The following is a 14,563-nucleotide window of genomic DNA, read 5'->3' as shown; positions in this document are numbered from 1 at the left end:
TTTTCCGGTTCTTACTTATCCAGCTCATCCAAAGCGTCCTGCAATTCCTTGCGGGCATCGGCGAGTTTGTCTTTGCGCTTGTTGATCTTGTCGGAGTCGCCTTTGCTCATGGCCTTGTCGAGGTCCGCCTGACGCTTGCTGACTTCGTGCCTGGCGTCGAGCACCTTGTTTTCCCGTTCCTTCTTCAGCGAGGCGTCGGTGCAGTTCGCCTCGACTTCGCTCAGGGCTTTTTCCAGGCCTGCCTGCTGGTCGGCGTTGCCGTGGACCTTGGCCAATTCGATCTGGTTGACGATACCTTGCTTCCTGGCCGCGCAACCGGTCAGCCCCGGCGCTTCCTCGTCCGCCATCAACGGGGTGGCCAGCACGCTGCAAAGGGCCAACAGGACGAGCGGTGAAAGAAATTTCATAAAAGCTCCATGTAAGAAGACAAGCGGGCCGGTGTGGCAATGGCTTGTTGGAGCCCGGCGGTCCCCTGGGGTTCCCGCTGGGCGCAAGGCTGACCGCTAAAAGCCGTCAATCCCCGCATCACGTAATGTTTCACTCAAGGCCAGGACCTGCGGATCGCGGAAAAAGGCGTTCAGTTGCGCCGCGCGTCCCGGACCGATACCGGCCTCGGCCCGCCATTGTTCGATGTCTCGCTGCGCCAGTGCCTGCCATGAATTGCCGAGGTGCACCTGACCTGTCGGCGGCAACCCCAGGGCTTTCAGCCAGTGCGCGAACGGGCGTTGCCGGGCTCGGTCGAAGCTGTCTGCAAGGCGAGCCGCGCTGCGCTCGCCGAAACCGTCAATGGTAGCAAGCTCTTGAGCATCGAGGGTCAACCAATCCACCAGGCCGTTCAGGCGACCTGTTGCAAGGAGTTTTTCCCAAGTGCCCGGACCCACATTGGGCAGCGCCAGACCCTGTTTGCTGCTGAGCCAGGTCAGACGCGCGAGAAACTGGCTCTCACAGCCCGGAGTCGGTCGCCAGCAACTCAATGAATGAAAGTCCGCTGCCAGCGGCGCGTTCAATTCGGCGCGTTCGCTGCTGCGCAATACAACGCTATCGAGCCTGGGAATGGTCAGCCCGGCCAGGCTGATGGCGACCTGGTCACCCGGACGTATGTCCAGCGCCTGCCAGCGTTGCAGCGAACCGACGCTGACGTGTTTGATCTGCCGGTCATCGAGCTTCACCGGGATCAGTTCAAGTACCGGAGTGATCCGCCCGGTCCGGCCGATTTTGAAGTGAACCTGGCGGACTTCGGCCAGTGTCTGGGCGAAGGGGTATTTCCAGGCGATGGCCCAGTAAGGTGACCTGGCCTGCCAGCGTTCGGCGGCCGGGCGCTGGTTCTGGCGCAGGACGATGCCGTCGCTGGCAAAGGGCAGGGGGGAGCGATACCAGTGTTCGCGCCAGCGTTCGGCATCGGTGACGGAGGTGATTGGCTGGCTGTATGCCGTGGTACTCGGGAAGCCCAGCGCAGTCAGCGCCGCGGCACGCGCGGGTACGTTCGCCGGCCCTTGGGGCCAGTCCCAGACAAACAGGTCGATGCCGGCGGCCTGTTCGGCGCTCAAGACCTTGCGTGCCATCAGGCCGGCCACCGAGGCACGAGCATTGAGGCTGCCGGCCTGGGCCTGCACGTGATCGGTCAGGCGCCAATACAGTTCGCCTTGCACGATCACGTCCCGGGCCTGCGACAGCCGTTGCGGGATGGCCGGAATCTGCCGTGCCGGAGCCGTCCAGTCCTGACCGCTTTCGCCGTCACCACGGCTGATTGCCTGGGCCAACAGACCGTTGCGGTAAACCAGGGTCACCGCCACGCCATCGATTTTAGGCTGGACCCAGACGTCCACCCGGTCACGCAGCCAGTTTTCCACGGCGGGACGATCATGCAGTTTGTCCAGGCCGGTGTGGGCGATGGGGTGGGGCAGCGTGCCGCGCGCAGTGCGCAAGGGGTCTGCGGACGGGCTCAGGTTGAAGCAGTGGCGCCATTGGGTGAGTTGCGAGCGGGACTGGTCGTAGAGCTCATCGGCGACCAGTGAGCGTCCCTGGCGGTGATAGCTGTCGTCCCAGAAGTCGATTTGCTGTTGCAGTTTGTTGACTTCGTTCAGGGCGCGTTCGGATGGCCAGTCCGGGCACTCGGTGGCATTGGCGGTCAGGTGGGCAAAGGTCAGTAGAAAGGCGAAAAACAGGCGCAGGTCGGGAAGCATCTTGAGCGTCCTTGCTCGGTGAGGTGCGTGAAGGCTAGGTCAGTATGGGGTGGCGCGCAGAGGGGGTATTTTGCCGGGTATGTCCGGTGGCTGTGCTGGCCTCTTCGTCGGAACGCCGCCCGGAGCAGGCTCGCTCCCTCAGGGATTTGCGTTTGCCCACAGATATCAGTCACGCCAAAGATCAACTGTGGGAGCGAACCTGCTCGCGAAGAGGCCATACGGTCTCAAGCGCAAGGCAATAAAAAGCCCCGCAGGGCGCGAACCGTGCGGGGCTTCGGGTGTTGCGGGGAAATCTTACAGGCCGGCAGCAGAACGCAGAGCGTCGGCGCGGTCGGTTTTTTCCCAGGTGAACGTGGTGAAGGTGTCTTCGCCAACAGTCTTGGTTGCCGGGGTGCGACCGAAGTGGCCGTACGCAGCGGTTTCCTGATACATCGGGTGCAGCAGGTCGAGCATGGTGGTGATCGCGTATGGACGCAGGTCGAACACTTCGCGGACCAGTTTGACGATCTTGTCATCGCTGATCTTGCCGGTGCCGAAGGTATTCAACGAGATCGAAGTCGGTTGAGCAACACCGATCGCGTAGGAAACCTGAATTTCGCAACGCTCGGCCAGGCCGGCAGCAACGATGTTCTTGGCCACGTAACGACCGGCGTAGGCTGCCGAACGGTCAACCTTCGATGGATCTTTACCGGAGAACGCGCCACCGCCGTGACGGGCCATGCCGCCGTAGCTGTCGACGATGATCTTGCGACCGGTCAGGCCGCAGTCACCCACCGGGCCGCCGATGATGAACTGGCCGGTCGGGTTGATGTGGAACTGGGTGTCCTTGCTCAGCAGTTCGGCAGGCAGCACGTGCTTGACGATCAACTCCATCACGCCTTCGCGCAGGTCGTTGTACGACACTTCAGGGTTGTGCTGGGTCGACAGGACAACGGCGTCGATGCCGACAACCTTGCCGTTTTCGTAGCGGCAGGTCACTTGCGACTTGGCGTCCGGACGCAGCCAAGGCAGCAGGCCGGATTTGCGGGCTTCGGCCTGGCGCTGCACCAGCTGGTGCGAGAAGGTGATCGGTGCTGGCATCAGCACGTCGGTTTCGTTGCTGGCGTAGCCGAACATCAGGCCCTGGTCGCCGGCACCCTGATCTTCAGGCTTGGCACGGTCGACACCCTGGTTGATGTCAGGGGACTGCTTGCCGATGATGTTCATCACGCCGCAGGTCGCACCGTCGAAGCCGACGTTGGAGCTGGTGTAGCCGATGTCGGTGATCACGTCACGAACGATCTGTTCCAGGTCGACCCAGGCCGAGGTGGTGACTTCGCCAGCGATGATGGCCACGCCCGTTTTCACCAGAGTCTCGCACGCCACACGGGCGAACTTGTCTTCAGCAATGATGGCGTCCAGCACCGCATCAGAAATCTGGTCGGCGATTTTGTCCGGATGCCCTTCAGACACGGACTCGGAGGTGAAAAGGGAGTATTCGCTCATCTCGATGTTTTCCTGAATTTACCGATGGTGAGTGTCGCCAGCCGGTCGCTGAAAGTGGCGGACCTGGATCTGGAAACCATTACGTAAGCCCACATAGAGGCTTTCCCCGGGAGCGAGTCCCGCAGCGGTGGCCCAACGGGCCAAATCGTCCTGTTCAAACCCCAGCCAGAGATCACCGCAGGCCTCCTTGGCCCAACTCTGGTTGTGGCTACATAACTCTGTCACTAACAGGCTACCGCCTGGTTGCAGCAAATTGGCCATGTGCTTGAGCGCATCGGCCGGCGCGGCAAAATGGTGCAGCACCATGTTCAGTACCACGCAATCGGCCTTGAGGCTGACGCCGTTCAATGCATCGGCCAGTTGCAGGCTAACGTTAGTCAGCTTGTCGCGTTCGCAGACCTGACGCGCCAGTTCGAGCATCGCGGTGCTGTTATCCAGCGCCGTGACTTGCGAGAAGCGGCGCGCCAGTTCCGGCAGGAATGCGCCATCGCCGGGGCCGACTTCAATGGCCGTGGCGTCTTTGTCGAAGCTCAACTTGTCGAGCAGGGCCACCACGCTTTCGCGGTATTGCGGCAGGCCGGCGATCAAGTCTTGCTGGGCGCGAAACTTCTCCGCTACCCGAGAGAAAAAGTCCTGGCTGGCGGCCGCCCGTTGCCCATGGACCTGGGCGATGCGCGACTGTACGTCGGTCGGCAGCGTCAGGTTGTCCACTTCTTCGAGCAGGGCGGCGTGCAATTTGCCGCCCGGCAGTTCGGTGTGGGGCAGGGCGCGACGGTAGAAAATCGCGTTGCCTTCGCGGCGCGTTGCCACCAGGCCGGCCTGGGCCAGTACCTTGAGGTGGTGGCTCATGCCTGACTGGCCGATGCCGAAGATCTGCGCCAGTTCCAGCACACCGAACGAGTCATTGGCCAGTGCGCGCAAAACATTCAACCGCAGGGGATCGCCGCCAGCCTTGCACAAGGCCGCCAGTTCATCGCAATCGTCATGTTGAATGGAGGGCACGCGTAAGTTCATAAGGCCGGCAGTCTAGTCACGAGCCGAAAGCATCGCAAGAGCAATATCAAAAAGTTTTGATATTGCTCGATAGATGGCACTTCTTGACGTTAGGTTCAGTCAACAAAGCCAGAGCAGAAAGGTTTCATCACGTTAATACGTCGTTATCCATTGGAAAAACGCCTCCAGATGACTATCTGTCATTGCCCCGAGGCGGCCCGGTGAGGGAAAATGCTCGCCTTTTTTCCGATTCGTTTTATTCAAGCCCCCAGGAGAACAGCGATGCCTAGCCGTCGTGAGCGTGCCAACGCCATTCGTGCCCTCAGCATGGATGCCGTGCAAAAAGCCAACAGCGGCCATCCCGGTGCCCCGATGGGTATGGCGGATATCGCCGAGGTACTTTGGCGCGACTACCTCAAGCACAACCCGAGCAATCCATCGTTCGCCGACCGTGACCGCTTCGTGCTGTCCAACGGCCACGGCTCGATGTTGATCTACTCGCTGCTGCACCTGACCGGCTATGACCTGTCGATCGATGACCTGAAGCAGTTCCGCCAACTGCACAGCCGCACCCCGGGCCACCCGGAGCTCGGCTACACCCCGGGCGTTGAAACCACCACCGGTCCACTGGGCCAGGGCCTGGCCAACGCCGTGGGTTTTGCCCTGGCTGAAAAAGTCATGGCGGCACAATTCAACCGTCCTGGTCACAACATCGTCGACCACCACACCTACGTATTCCTGGGTGATGGCTGCATGATGGAAGGCATTTCCCACGAAGTCGCTTCCCTGGCCGGTACCCTGGGCCTGGGCAAACTGATCGCCTTCTACGATGACAACGGCATCTCCATCGATGGCGAAGTCGAAGGCTGGTTCACCGACGACACGCCGAAGCGCTTTGAGTCCTACAACTGGCAAGTGATCCGTAATGTCGACGGTCACGACCCGGAAGAGATCAAGACTGCGATCGACACTGCACGCAAAAGCGAGCAGCCAACCCTGATCTGCTGCAAGACCACCATCGGTTTCGGTTCGCCGAACAAGCAAGGCAAGGAAGATTGCCACGGCGCCCCGCTGGGTGACGCGGAAATCGCCCTGACCCGTGCGGCGCTGAAATGGAATCACGGCCCGTTCGAAATCCCGGCCGACATCTACGCCGAGTGGGACGCCAAGGAAACCGGCCGCGCCGTGGAAGCCGAGTGGGATCAGCGTTTCGCTGCCTACTCTGCCGCTTTCCCGACCGAAGCCAACGAATTGGTGCGTCGTCTGAGCGGTGACCTGCCAGCTGACTTCTCGGAAAAAGCCTCGGCCTACATCGCCGAAGTGGCGGCCAAGGGCGAAACCATCGCCAGCCGTAAAGCCAGCCAGAATGCCCTGAACGCGTTCGGCCCGTTGCTGCCTGAGTTCCTCGGCGGTTCGGCTGACCTGGCCGGTTCCAATCTGACCCTGTGGAAAGGTTGCAAAGGCGTCACCGCCGAAGACGCCAGCGGCAACTACATGTACTACGGCGTGCGCGAGTTCGGCATGACCGCGATCATGAACGGCGTAGCCCTGCACGGCGGCCTGGTGCCTTACGGCGCGACCTTCCTGATGTTCATGGAATACGCCCGTAACGCGGTACGCATGTCGGCCCTGATGAAGCAGCGCGTGATCCACGTCTACACCCACGACTCCATCGGTCTGGGCGAAGACGGCCCGACTCACCAGCCAATCGAGCAACTGGCCAGCCTGCGCTGCACACCGAACCTCGATACCTGGCGTCCAGCCGACGCCGTTGAATCGGCGGTGAGCTGGAAGTACGCACTGGAGCGCAAGGACGGTCCTTCGGCTCTGATCTTCTCCCGTCAGAACCTGCAGCACCAGACCCGCAGCGCTCTGCAGATCGCCGACATCAGCCGTGGCGGCTACGTGTTGAAGGACTGCTCAGGCGAGCCTGAGCTGATCCTGATCGCCACCGGTTCGGAAGTCGGCCTGGCCGTTCAGGCCTTCGACAAACTGACCGAGCAGGGCCGTAAGGTTCGCGTGGTTTCCATGCCTTGCACCAGCGTGTTCGATGCCCAGGACGCCGGCTACAAGCAAGCGGTCCTGCCGTTGCAGGTCAGCGCGCGTATCGCCATCGAGGCTTCCCATGCCGACTACTGGTACAAGTACGTGGGCCTGGAAGGGCGTGTGATCGGCATGACCACCTACGGCGAGTCGGCGCCTGCGCCAGCCTTGTTCGAAGAGTTCGGCTTCACCCTGGAAAACATCCTGGGTCAGGCTGAAGAGCTGCTGGAAGACTAAGCATGACGCGGTGGTTTCACGACCACCGCGGCCCCCTGTAGGAGCTGCCGCAGGCTGCGATCTTTTGATCTTGATCTTCAAAACCAAGATCAAAAGATCGCAGCCTCGTTTCACTCGACAGCTCCTACAGGGTTTGCGTTGTTAACTAGATTTCGATCTGCCTGCGTCTATCGAGAACCCCATGCCTCAACCGCGTCCCTACAAAGTTGCACTCAACGGCTACGGCCGGATTGGTCGTTGCGTCTTGCGTGCGTTGTTCGAGCGAGGCGACAAGGCCGGGTTCGAGATTGTCGCGATCAACGATCTGGCGGACATGGCCAGCATCGAATACCTGACACGCTTCGACTCCACCCATGGCCGGTTCCCCGGCGAAGTGAAGGTCGACGGCGATTGTCTGCATATCAATGGCGACTGCGTGAAGGTCCTGCGCAGTGCCACCCCCGAAGGCATCGATTGGGCGTCCCTGGGCGTCGATCTGGTGCTGGAGTGCTCCGGCGCTTATCACACTCGCGAAGACGGCCAGCGTTTCCTCGACGCCGGCGCCCCGCGTGTGCTGTTTTCCCAGCCGATGGCCAGCGAGACCGATGTCGACGCCACCATCGTCTACGGCGTGAACCAGGATTGCCTGACCGGCGACGAACTGCTGGTGTCCAACGCGTCTTGCACCACCAACTGCGGTGTGCCGCTGCTGCGCCTGCTGAATCAGGCCATTGGCCTGGATTACGTGTCGATTACCACTATTCACTCGGCCATGAACGATCAGCCGGTCATCGATGCCTATCACCACGAAGACCTGCGCCGCACCCGTTCGGCGTTCCAGTCGGTGATTCCGGTGTCCACCGGTCTGGCGCGTGGTATCGAACGCCTGCTGCCGGAACTTGCCGGCCGAATTCAGGCCAAAGCCGTGCGGGTGCCGACGGTCAACGTGTCCTGCCTCGATATCACGATGCAGACCGCCACTGCGACCGACGCCACCGAGGTCAACCGGATTCTGCGCGAAGCCGCCACCAGCGGCCCGCTCAAAGGCCTGCTGGCCTATACCGAGTTACCTCACGCCAGTTGTGATTTCAACCATGACCCACATTCGGCGATTGTCGATGCCAGTCAGACCCGCGTTTCCGGCCCACGGCTGGTGAACATCCTGGCCTGGTTCGACAACGAATGGGGTTTTGCCAACCGAATGCTGGACGTTGCAGAACACTATCTGCAAACAGCGACTTCAAAAAAACCTGCTCTCTAAGATCAGCTACTCAGGAAATGCGACCCATGACCGTGTTGAAGATGTCCGACCTCGATCTGCAAGGTAAGCGCGTATTGATCCGCGAAGACCTCAACGTCCCAGTCAAGGACGGTGTTGTCACCAGCGATGCGCGTATCCTGGCCTCGCTGCCGACCATCAAGCTGGCCCTGGAAAAAGGCGCGGCCGTGATGGTCTGCTCGCACCTTGGCCGTCCGACCGAAGGCGAGTTCTCGGCCGAGAACAGCCTCAAGCCAGTCGCCGACTACCTGAGCCGCGCTCTGGGCCGTGAAGTGCCGCTGGTGGCCGATTACCTGGGCGGCGTTGACGTCAAGGCTGGCGACATCGTGCTGTTCGAAAACGTGCGTTTCAACAAAGGCGAGAAAAAGAACGCTGACGAACTGGCCCAGCAATACGCTGCCCTGTGCGACGTGTTCGTGATGGACGCCTTCGGCACCGCTCACCGTGCCGAGGGTTCGACCCACGGCGTGGCCAAGTTCGCCAAGGTTGCTGCGGCAGGTCCATTGCTGGCCGCTGAACTGGATGCGCTGGGCAAGGCCCTGGGCGCTCCGGCCCAGCCGATGGCGGCCATTGTTGCCGGCTCCAAGGTGTCGACCAAACTCGACGTGCTGAACAGCCTGAGCCAGATCTGCAACCAGTTGATCGTTGGTGGCGGCATCGCCAACACCTTCCTGGCCGCTGCCGGTCATCCAGTCGGCAAGTCGCTGTACGAGCCGGATCTGCTGGATACCGCTCGCGCCATCGCCGCCAAGGTCAGCGTACCGCTGCCAGTGGACGTGGTGGTTGCCAAGGAGTTCGCTGAAAGCGCCGCTGCGACCGTCAAGCTGATCGCTGACGTCGCTGCCGACGACATGATCCTGGACATCGGCCCGCAGACCGCGGCGAATTTCGCCGAGCTGCTGAAGTCGTCCAAGACTATCCTGTGGAACGGCCCGGTCGGCGTGTTCGAGTTCGATCAGTTCGGTAATGGCACCAAAGTGCTGGCCCAGGCCATCGCAGACAGCGCGGCGTTCTCCATTGCCGGCGGTGGCGACACCCTGGCTGCCATCGACAAGTATGGCGTGGCCGAGCAGATCTCCTACATTTCTACCGGTGGTGGCGCGTTCCTCGAATTCGTCGAAGGCAAGGTTCTGCCAGCCGTTGAAGTCCTGGAAAGCCGGGCCAAGGCCTGAGGGTCGCCCGTTTGACCAGGCAAGGGAGTGTTTACATGGTCAAGACGTTAGCGCTGTTGATCGTCGCGGGTTCACTGGTGGCGTGCGGGAGTAACCCGAAGGCCACACCGGAACCTGCGCCGTCCGAGTCGGACAAAGGCTGCTACCAGGCTGACTGGCAGGCCGAAACCAACCCGGTGCTCAACAAGCGCGCAGGTCCCGAGGGTCTGGACAAATACGAGACCCAGGCACCCGCCAAGGAACATGGCTGCCCTTGACGGGTCTGACTCTTTACTCAGGGCTGGCAGTGTGCGCCGTCAGCCGAGGGACACGGATGAAAGGTTTTATCGCAGTTGCGGCATTGGCGTTGTTGGCGGGTTGTGCTCAGTTGAACCTGTTCCAATCGTCCGCGCCTGTGGATAACTGGACCACCTGGACCTGCGACAGCCAGGCCAAGGTGTTGTGGCGCTACATCGACGACAGCCGCAAAGAAGTCGACGTGCGCCTGGGCGGTGCCGATCAGGTCTACCGCTTGAAGCAGGAACCGGGTGCATCGGGTTCGCTGTACAGCAATGACATGCTGGCGTTTCACATAAAAGGTGAGGAAGGCCTGGTTTACTGGGTCGCCACCAATGATTTGATTGGCCGTGGCTGTCACCTGTAGGAGCGAGCATGCTCGCGATGGTCGTTAACGATAACGCTGGGGGCCTGAATGCCCGCGTTGTCTGGTCTACCATCGCGAGCAGGCTCGCTCCTACAGGGGCGGCAGCTACCAGATGCAACACCAAATCCGCAGTCCGGGCCAACCCCCGATCTGCAAAAACTTGAATAGCCGCCGCCGCTACGGCAGGCTGGCACGATTAACGACCCTCAACCGGGAGAGATATACACAATGGCACTTATCAGCATGCGCCAGATGCTGGACCACGCAGCCGAGTTCGGCTACGGCGTTCCAGCCTTCAACGTCAACAACCTTGAACAGATGCGCGCCATCATGGAAGCCGCTGACAAGACTGACTCCCCGGTGATCGTCCAGGCTTCGGCCGGTGCTCGCAAATACGCCGGCGCACCGTTCCTGCGTCACCTGATCCTGGCAGCCATCGAAGAATTCCCGCACATCCCGGTGTGCATGCACCAGGACCACGGCACCAGCCCTGACGTCTGCCAGCGCTCCATTCAACTGGGCTTCAGCTCGGTGATGATGGACGGATCCCTCGGTGAAGACGGCAAGACCCCGACCGACTACGACTACAACGTGCGTGTTACCCAACAAACCGTGGCCATGGCTCACGCCTGCGGCGTTTCGGTAGAAGGCGAGCTGGGCTGCCTGGGTTCGCTGGAAACCGGCATGGCCGGTGAAGAAGACGGCATCGGCGCCGAAGGCGTTCTGGATCACAGCCAGATGCTGACCGACCCGGAAGAAGCCGCTGACTTCGTAAAACGCACTCAGGTTGATGCCCTGGCCATCGCCATCGGCACCAGCCACGGCGCCTACAAGTTCACCAAGCCGCCTACCGGCGACGTGCTGGCCATCGACCGCATCAAGGAAATCCACAAGCGCATTCCGAACACTCACCTGGTGATGCACGGTTCGTCTTCGGTTCCGCAAGAGTGGCTGGCGATCATCAACCAGTACGGCGGCGACATCAAGGAAACCTACGGCGTACCGGTAGAAGAAATCGTCGAAGGCATCAAGCACGGCGTGCGCAAGGTCAACATCGACACCGACCTGCGCCTGGCATCCACTGGCGCAATGCGTCGCCTGATGGCCACCAACCCGAGCGAGTTCGACCCGCGTAAATTCTTCGGCGCCACCGTGACCGCCATGCGCGATGTGTGTATTGCTCGCTACGAAGCCTTCGGTACTGCCGGCAACGCTTCGAAGATCAAGGCGATCTCGCTGGAAGGGATGTACCAGCGTTACCTGAAAGGTGAGTTGAACGCCAAGGTCAACTAAGACCGTCAGCGTTTTAGTCGCATGAAAAACCCGCAGAAATGCGGGTTTTTTGTGAGCGCAAGATCAAAAGATCGTCCGAAGGCTGCGATCTTTTCAACGGTAAATACTATTGATTGTGATCAATATCCAGCTTGCTGAACGTCACTTCCCCGCCTTCGCTTGTGTACCCCGTGTTGTCCTGCACATAGACGCCGGCCTTGAAGTACAGCGGTTTATCACGCCACATCGCGCTGATATCGGTATTCCACTGATAGCCCGCCGCACTGATGCCCAATGCACCGCCGGGGCTGAGGTGGATGAGGTAGGAGAATTCCTGATTGAGTTTCACGCCGGTGGCGATGGTGATGACTCGGGGGGTGTCGTCGGGGTGCATGCGGACTTTGGCGACGATGTTGCCGGTTGAACTGTCGGTTTTGTATTGATACTCGACCTTCACCATGGGCTTCTGGCTGTTATAGGCATGGATCTGGCCAATGACGATCTTGCCCGAGCTGGGTACCTGGCTGACCGAAAGAGTCGCATGCAGGGAATTGTCAGCGTCGGGGTAGTACCAGTTTTTCAACGTGCCGTTGCTGTAGGTTTCACGCAATTCGGTGCGTGGATAAATCGCGTTTTCGGTACGGGAGCCGGTCACGGGCGCCCAGAAAAACAATGTGCCGGTGTCGGAGTGGAAGTATTGATCCTTGAAACCATCCACCAGTTTGGCGGTTTCGACGGTGTACGGCGGGTTGCCAACGGGAACGCTGAGGTTCCAGCTTGCGAGATCGATCATGTCGGTTCTTCCACTCGATTCATGCTGAACGGGCGTGCCAGAAGCTCTAGACCGCACCTTTGGGGCGGCCTTTATAAGCGTAGCGGGATATTTTGTTAACGCTTGTCTGACGGGTGGTTGACGTCAACAACCTGTCGAAATGCCATCTTCCTGGTTTTCATGGAGCTGAACAATCGACCGTTAGTCGGTAAAAGACACAATGATTATATGATGGCTTACTGACACCTTCTGCTTTTGCAGAACCGGGTCTAGAGTGATGGCACCGTATTTGTCCGGTTTTCACGAGAAGCCGGCCTGACACCCCGCAATTAGAGAGGCAGCATGGAATGCGCGCAACCCACGCCAGTAGAAGGCGGCTCAACCCTTTTAGTCGTCGATGATTACCCTGAAAACCTGATCAGCATGCGTGCGTTGTTACAGCGCCAGGGCTGGCGGGTCATGACTGCCGCCTCAGGTTTCGAGGCCCTCGGCTTGTTGCTTGAACACGATATCGACCTGGTGCTGCTGGACGTACAGATGCCGGGCATGGACGGTTATGAAGTGGCGCGCCTGATGCGCGGTAGCCAGCGGACCCGTTTCACGCCGATCATTTTCCTGACCGCCAACGAACAGTCCCAGGACGCGGTGATCAAGGGCTATGCCAGTGGTGCGGTGGATTTCCTGTTCAAACCGTTCGACCCACAGATCTTCACGCCCAAGGTCCAGGCGTTGCTCGAACACCAGCGTAACCGCCGGGCCTTGCAGCGCTTGAGTCATGATCTGGAATCCGCTCGTGCCTTTAATGCGTCGGTGCTGGATAACGCGGCCGAAGGCATTCTGGTATTGGGTGAGGACGGTCTGATTCGTTTTGCCAATCCGGCGATGTCGCGGCTGCTCAATGCCACGGTGCAGGAACTGCAAGGCAAGGAGTTTCTGGACTACCTGCAAAAACCGCATATCCCGATCTGGGCCGATTCCGAGTTGCTGGCCGGATATAAACGCGGCGAAACCCTGCGCCTGCACGATGCCCTGCTACGTACGGCGCCCGGCCAGCAGGTGCCGGTGGCCTTGTCCTGCGCGCCGTTGCCTGCCGAGCAGCATGCGATGGTGGTCACCGTGCTGGACATGTCGGTGGTGCGCCATCTGCATCAGCAACTGGAATTTCAGGCGGTCACCGATCCGCTGACCGGATTGCTCAACCGCCGGGGTTTCTACCAGACCGTCGAGAACCTGCTGTTGCGCGGTGAGCGTTCCGACAGTTCCTGGGTCTTGATGTACCTGGACCTCGACGGCTTCAAACGAGTTAATGATTCGCTCGGGCATGATGCCGGCGATCGAGTGCTGCGCTGGGTATCCGAACAGTTGAGGGCCTGCCTGCGGCCCTTCGACATTCTGGCGCGGATGGGCGGCGACGAATTCACCGCGCTGCTGGATCTGGAGTTCCCCGAGCAAGCGGCGAAGATTGCCGAGAAGCTCATCGAGCGAGTGTCGATCTGTCAGCAGATCGACGGCCTCGATATCGCCCTGGGTGCCAGTATCGGCATCGCCACGTTCCCGGATTGTGGTGCCAATCTCGACGGGATGCTGCGGGCGGCCGACATCGCCATGTACGAAGCCAAGCGTGCCGGTCGCCAGCAATATCGCTTCTACGATCACGAAATGAACGGCCGGGCGCGCTCGCGGCTGATGCTGGAAGAAAGTGTGCGAAGCGCCATTGAGAATCGGGATTTCAATCTGGTGTATCAGCCTCAGGTGGCGATTGCCGACGGGCGGATTCGTGGCTTCGAGGCCTTGTTGCGCTGGCAGCATCCGAGCGTTGGCGATGTACCCCCGGGGCTGTTTTTGCCATTGCTGGAGGAGGCGCGGCTGATCAGTCGTCTGGGCAGCTGGATCTACCATCGCAGCGCCGGGCAACGCAAAGCCTGGGAGTCCCTGTTTGCCGAGGACCTGGTGCTCGGCGTCAGTTTGAGCAGTACGCAGTTCGGCGTGCCCAACCTGGTCACCGAGTTGCGTCAGGTGCTTGAGCGCCATGGCTTGCAACCACGTTATCTGGAAGTCGAGGTCACGGAAGAGGCCTTGATGCATAACCCCGAAGAAACCCGCAAGCAATTGCGCCTGCTGCACAATCTGGGCGTACGAGTGGCACTGGATGACTTCGGGGCCGGACTGTGCTCACTGTCGCACTTGCGCGACCTGGAGCTGGACACACTCAAGCTCGACCGGCATTTGATCGCCCGGTTGCCGGAATCGGTACGGGACGCGGCGCTGGTGCGTAGTGTGATCGACCTGTGCAAACAGTTCGGGATGCTGGTGATTGCCGAAGGGGTGGAAACCGTCGCGCAGTATGAATGGCTGCAGGCCAACGGTTGTGAATATGTACAAGGTTTTCTGGTGGCCCGGCCGATGATGGCCGAAGACACCGGGGTCTTTGTCCAGCCGTTTGACTGGAGCGCGCTGGCCCGCTGAATTCGCTACACTGGCGAACTTTTAGTGACTTGTATTGCC

12 protein-coding genes are annotated in these 14,563 nt (G+C 60.4%); 7 read left to right on the top strand and 5 right to left on the bottom strand.

The features are described from left to right. Positions 1-11: 11 nt before the first annotated feature. From AC1D19_RS08175 to AC1D19_RS08160, 4 genes are all read right to left on the bottom strand, one after another. A complete protein-coding gene (locus tag AC1D19_RS08175) occupies positions 12-407 on the bottom strand; it encodes a DUF1090 domain-containing protein (RefSeq protein ID WP_108217011.1) in 396 nt (131 codons plus the stop codon). Positions 408-503: 96 nt separating this feature from the next. After that, positions 504-2,183 (bottom strand): NAD-dependent DNA ligase LigB, encoded by a 1,680-nt coding sequence (gene ligB / locus AC1D19_RS08170; RefSeq protein ID WP_477762908.1) that lies wholly within the window; start codon positions 2,181-2,183, stop codon positions 504-506. A gap of 294 nt (positions 2,184-2,477) precedes the next feature. Then, on the bottom strand, positions 2,478-3,668 hold the full coding sequence (metK, locus tag AC1D19_RS08165; protein WP_477752463.1) for a methionine adenosyltransferase: 1,191 nt from the start codon (positions 3,666-3,668) through the stop codon (positions 2,478-2,480). Between the two features lie 18 nt (positions 3,669-3,686). Continuing rightward, the gene (locus tag AC1D19_RS08160) at positions 3,687-4,682 is read right to left on the bottom strand and encodes an ArsR/SmtB family transcription factor (protein ID WP_477762907.1); all 996 of its coding nucleotides are present in this window, start codon (positions 4,680-4,682) and stop codon (positions 3,687-3,689) included. A 261-nt stretch (positions 4,683-4,943) separates the two neighbouring features. On the opposite strand from AC1D19_RS08160, the gene tkt reads away from it, so the two are divergent. From tkt to fba, 6 genes are all read left to right on the top strand, one after another. Further along, positions 4,944-6,941: a transketolase gene (gene tkt, locus AC1D19_RS08155; protein WP_477752461.1), complete on the top strand. Its 1,998-nt coding sequence runs from the start codon at positions 4,944-4,946 to the stop codon at positions 6,939-6,941. A gap of 181 nt (positions 6,942-7,122) precedes the next feature. After that, positions 7,123-8,181: an erythrose-4-phosphate dehydrogenase gene (gene epd / locus AC1D19_RS08150; protein ID WP_108229589.1), complete on the top strand. Its 1,059-nt coding sequence runs from the start codon at positions 7,123-7,125 to the stop codon at positions 8,179-8,181. Between the two features lie 26 nt (positions 8,182-8,207). Further along, a complete protein-coding gene (locus AC1D19_RS08145; protein WP_057712964.1) occupies positions 8,208-9,371 on the top strand; it encodes a phosphoglycerate kinase in 1,164 nt (387 codons plus the stop codon). A gap of 35 nt (positions 9,372-9,406) precedes the next feature. Continuing rightward, positions 9,407-9,628, top strand: coding sequence for a hypothetical protein (locus AC1D19_RS08140; protein ID WP_108217004.1), 222 nt, complete (start codon positions 9,407-9,409; stop codon positions 9,626-9,628). 56 nt (positions 9,629-9,684) lie between these two features. Beyond that, positions 9,685-10,014, top strand: coding sequence for an MliC family protein (locus AC1D19_RS08135; RefSeq protein ID WP_477762906.1), 330 nt, complete (start codon positions 9,685-9,687; stop codon positions 10,012-10,014). Between the two features lie 228 nt (positions 10,015-10,242). Continuing rightward, a complete protein-coding gene (gene fba / locus AC1D19_RS08130; protein WP_007981624.1) occupies positions 10,243-11,307 on the top strand; it encodes a class II fructose-bisphosphate aldolase in 1,065 nt (354 codons plus the stop codon). Between the two features lie 106 nt (positions 11,308-11,413). Here the strand turns inward: fba and AC1D19_RS08125 are convergent, their stop codons facing one another. Next, positions 11,414-12,079, bottom strand: a complete 666-nt coding sequence (locus tag AC1D19_RS08125; RefSeq protein ID WP_477752459.1) for a polysaccharide lyase family 7 protein — start codon at positions 12,077-12,079, stop codon at positions 11,414-11,416. A 321-nt stretch (positions 12,080-12,400) separates the two neighbouring features. Here AC1D19_RS08125 and AC1D19_RS08120 point away from each other — a divergent pair, with 321 nt between their 5' ends. Further along, positions 12,401-14,524, top strand: a complete 2,124-nt coding sequence (locus tag AC1D19_RS08120; protein ID WP_477762905.1) for a putative bifunctional diguanylate cyclase/phosphodiesterase — start codon at positions 12,401-12,403, stop codon at positions 14,522-14,524. Positions 14,525-14,563 lie beyond the last annotated feature (39 nt).

The organism is Pseudomonas sp. P1_C12 (genome assembly GCF_056406435.1).
This window is presented reverse-complemented; position numbering and strand designations above follow the sequence as displayed.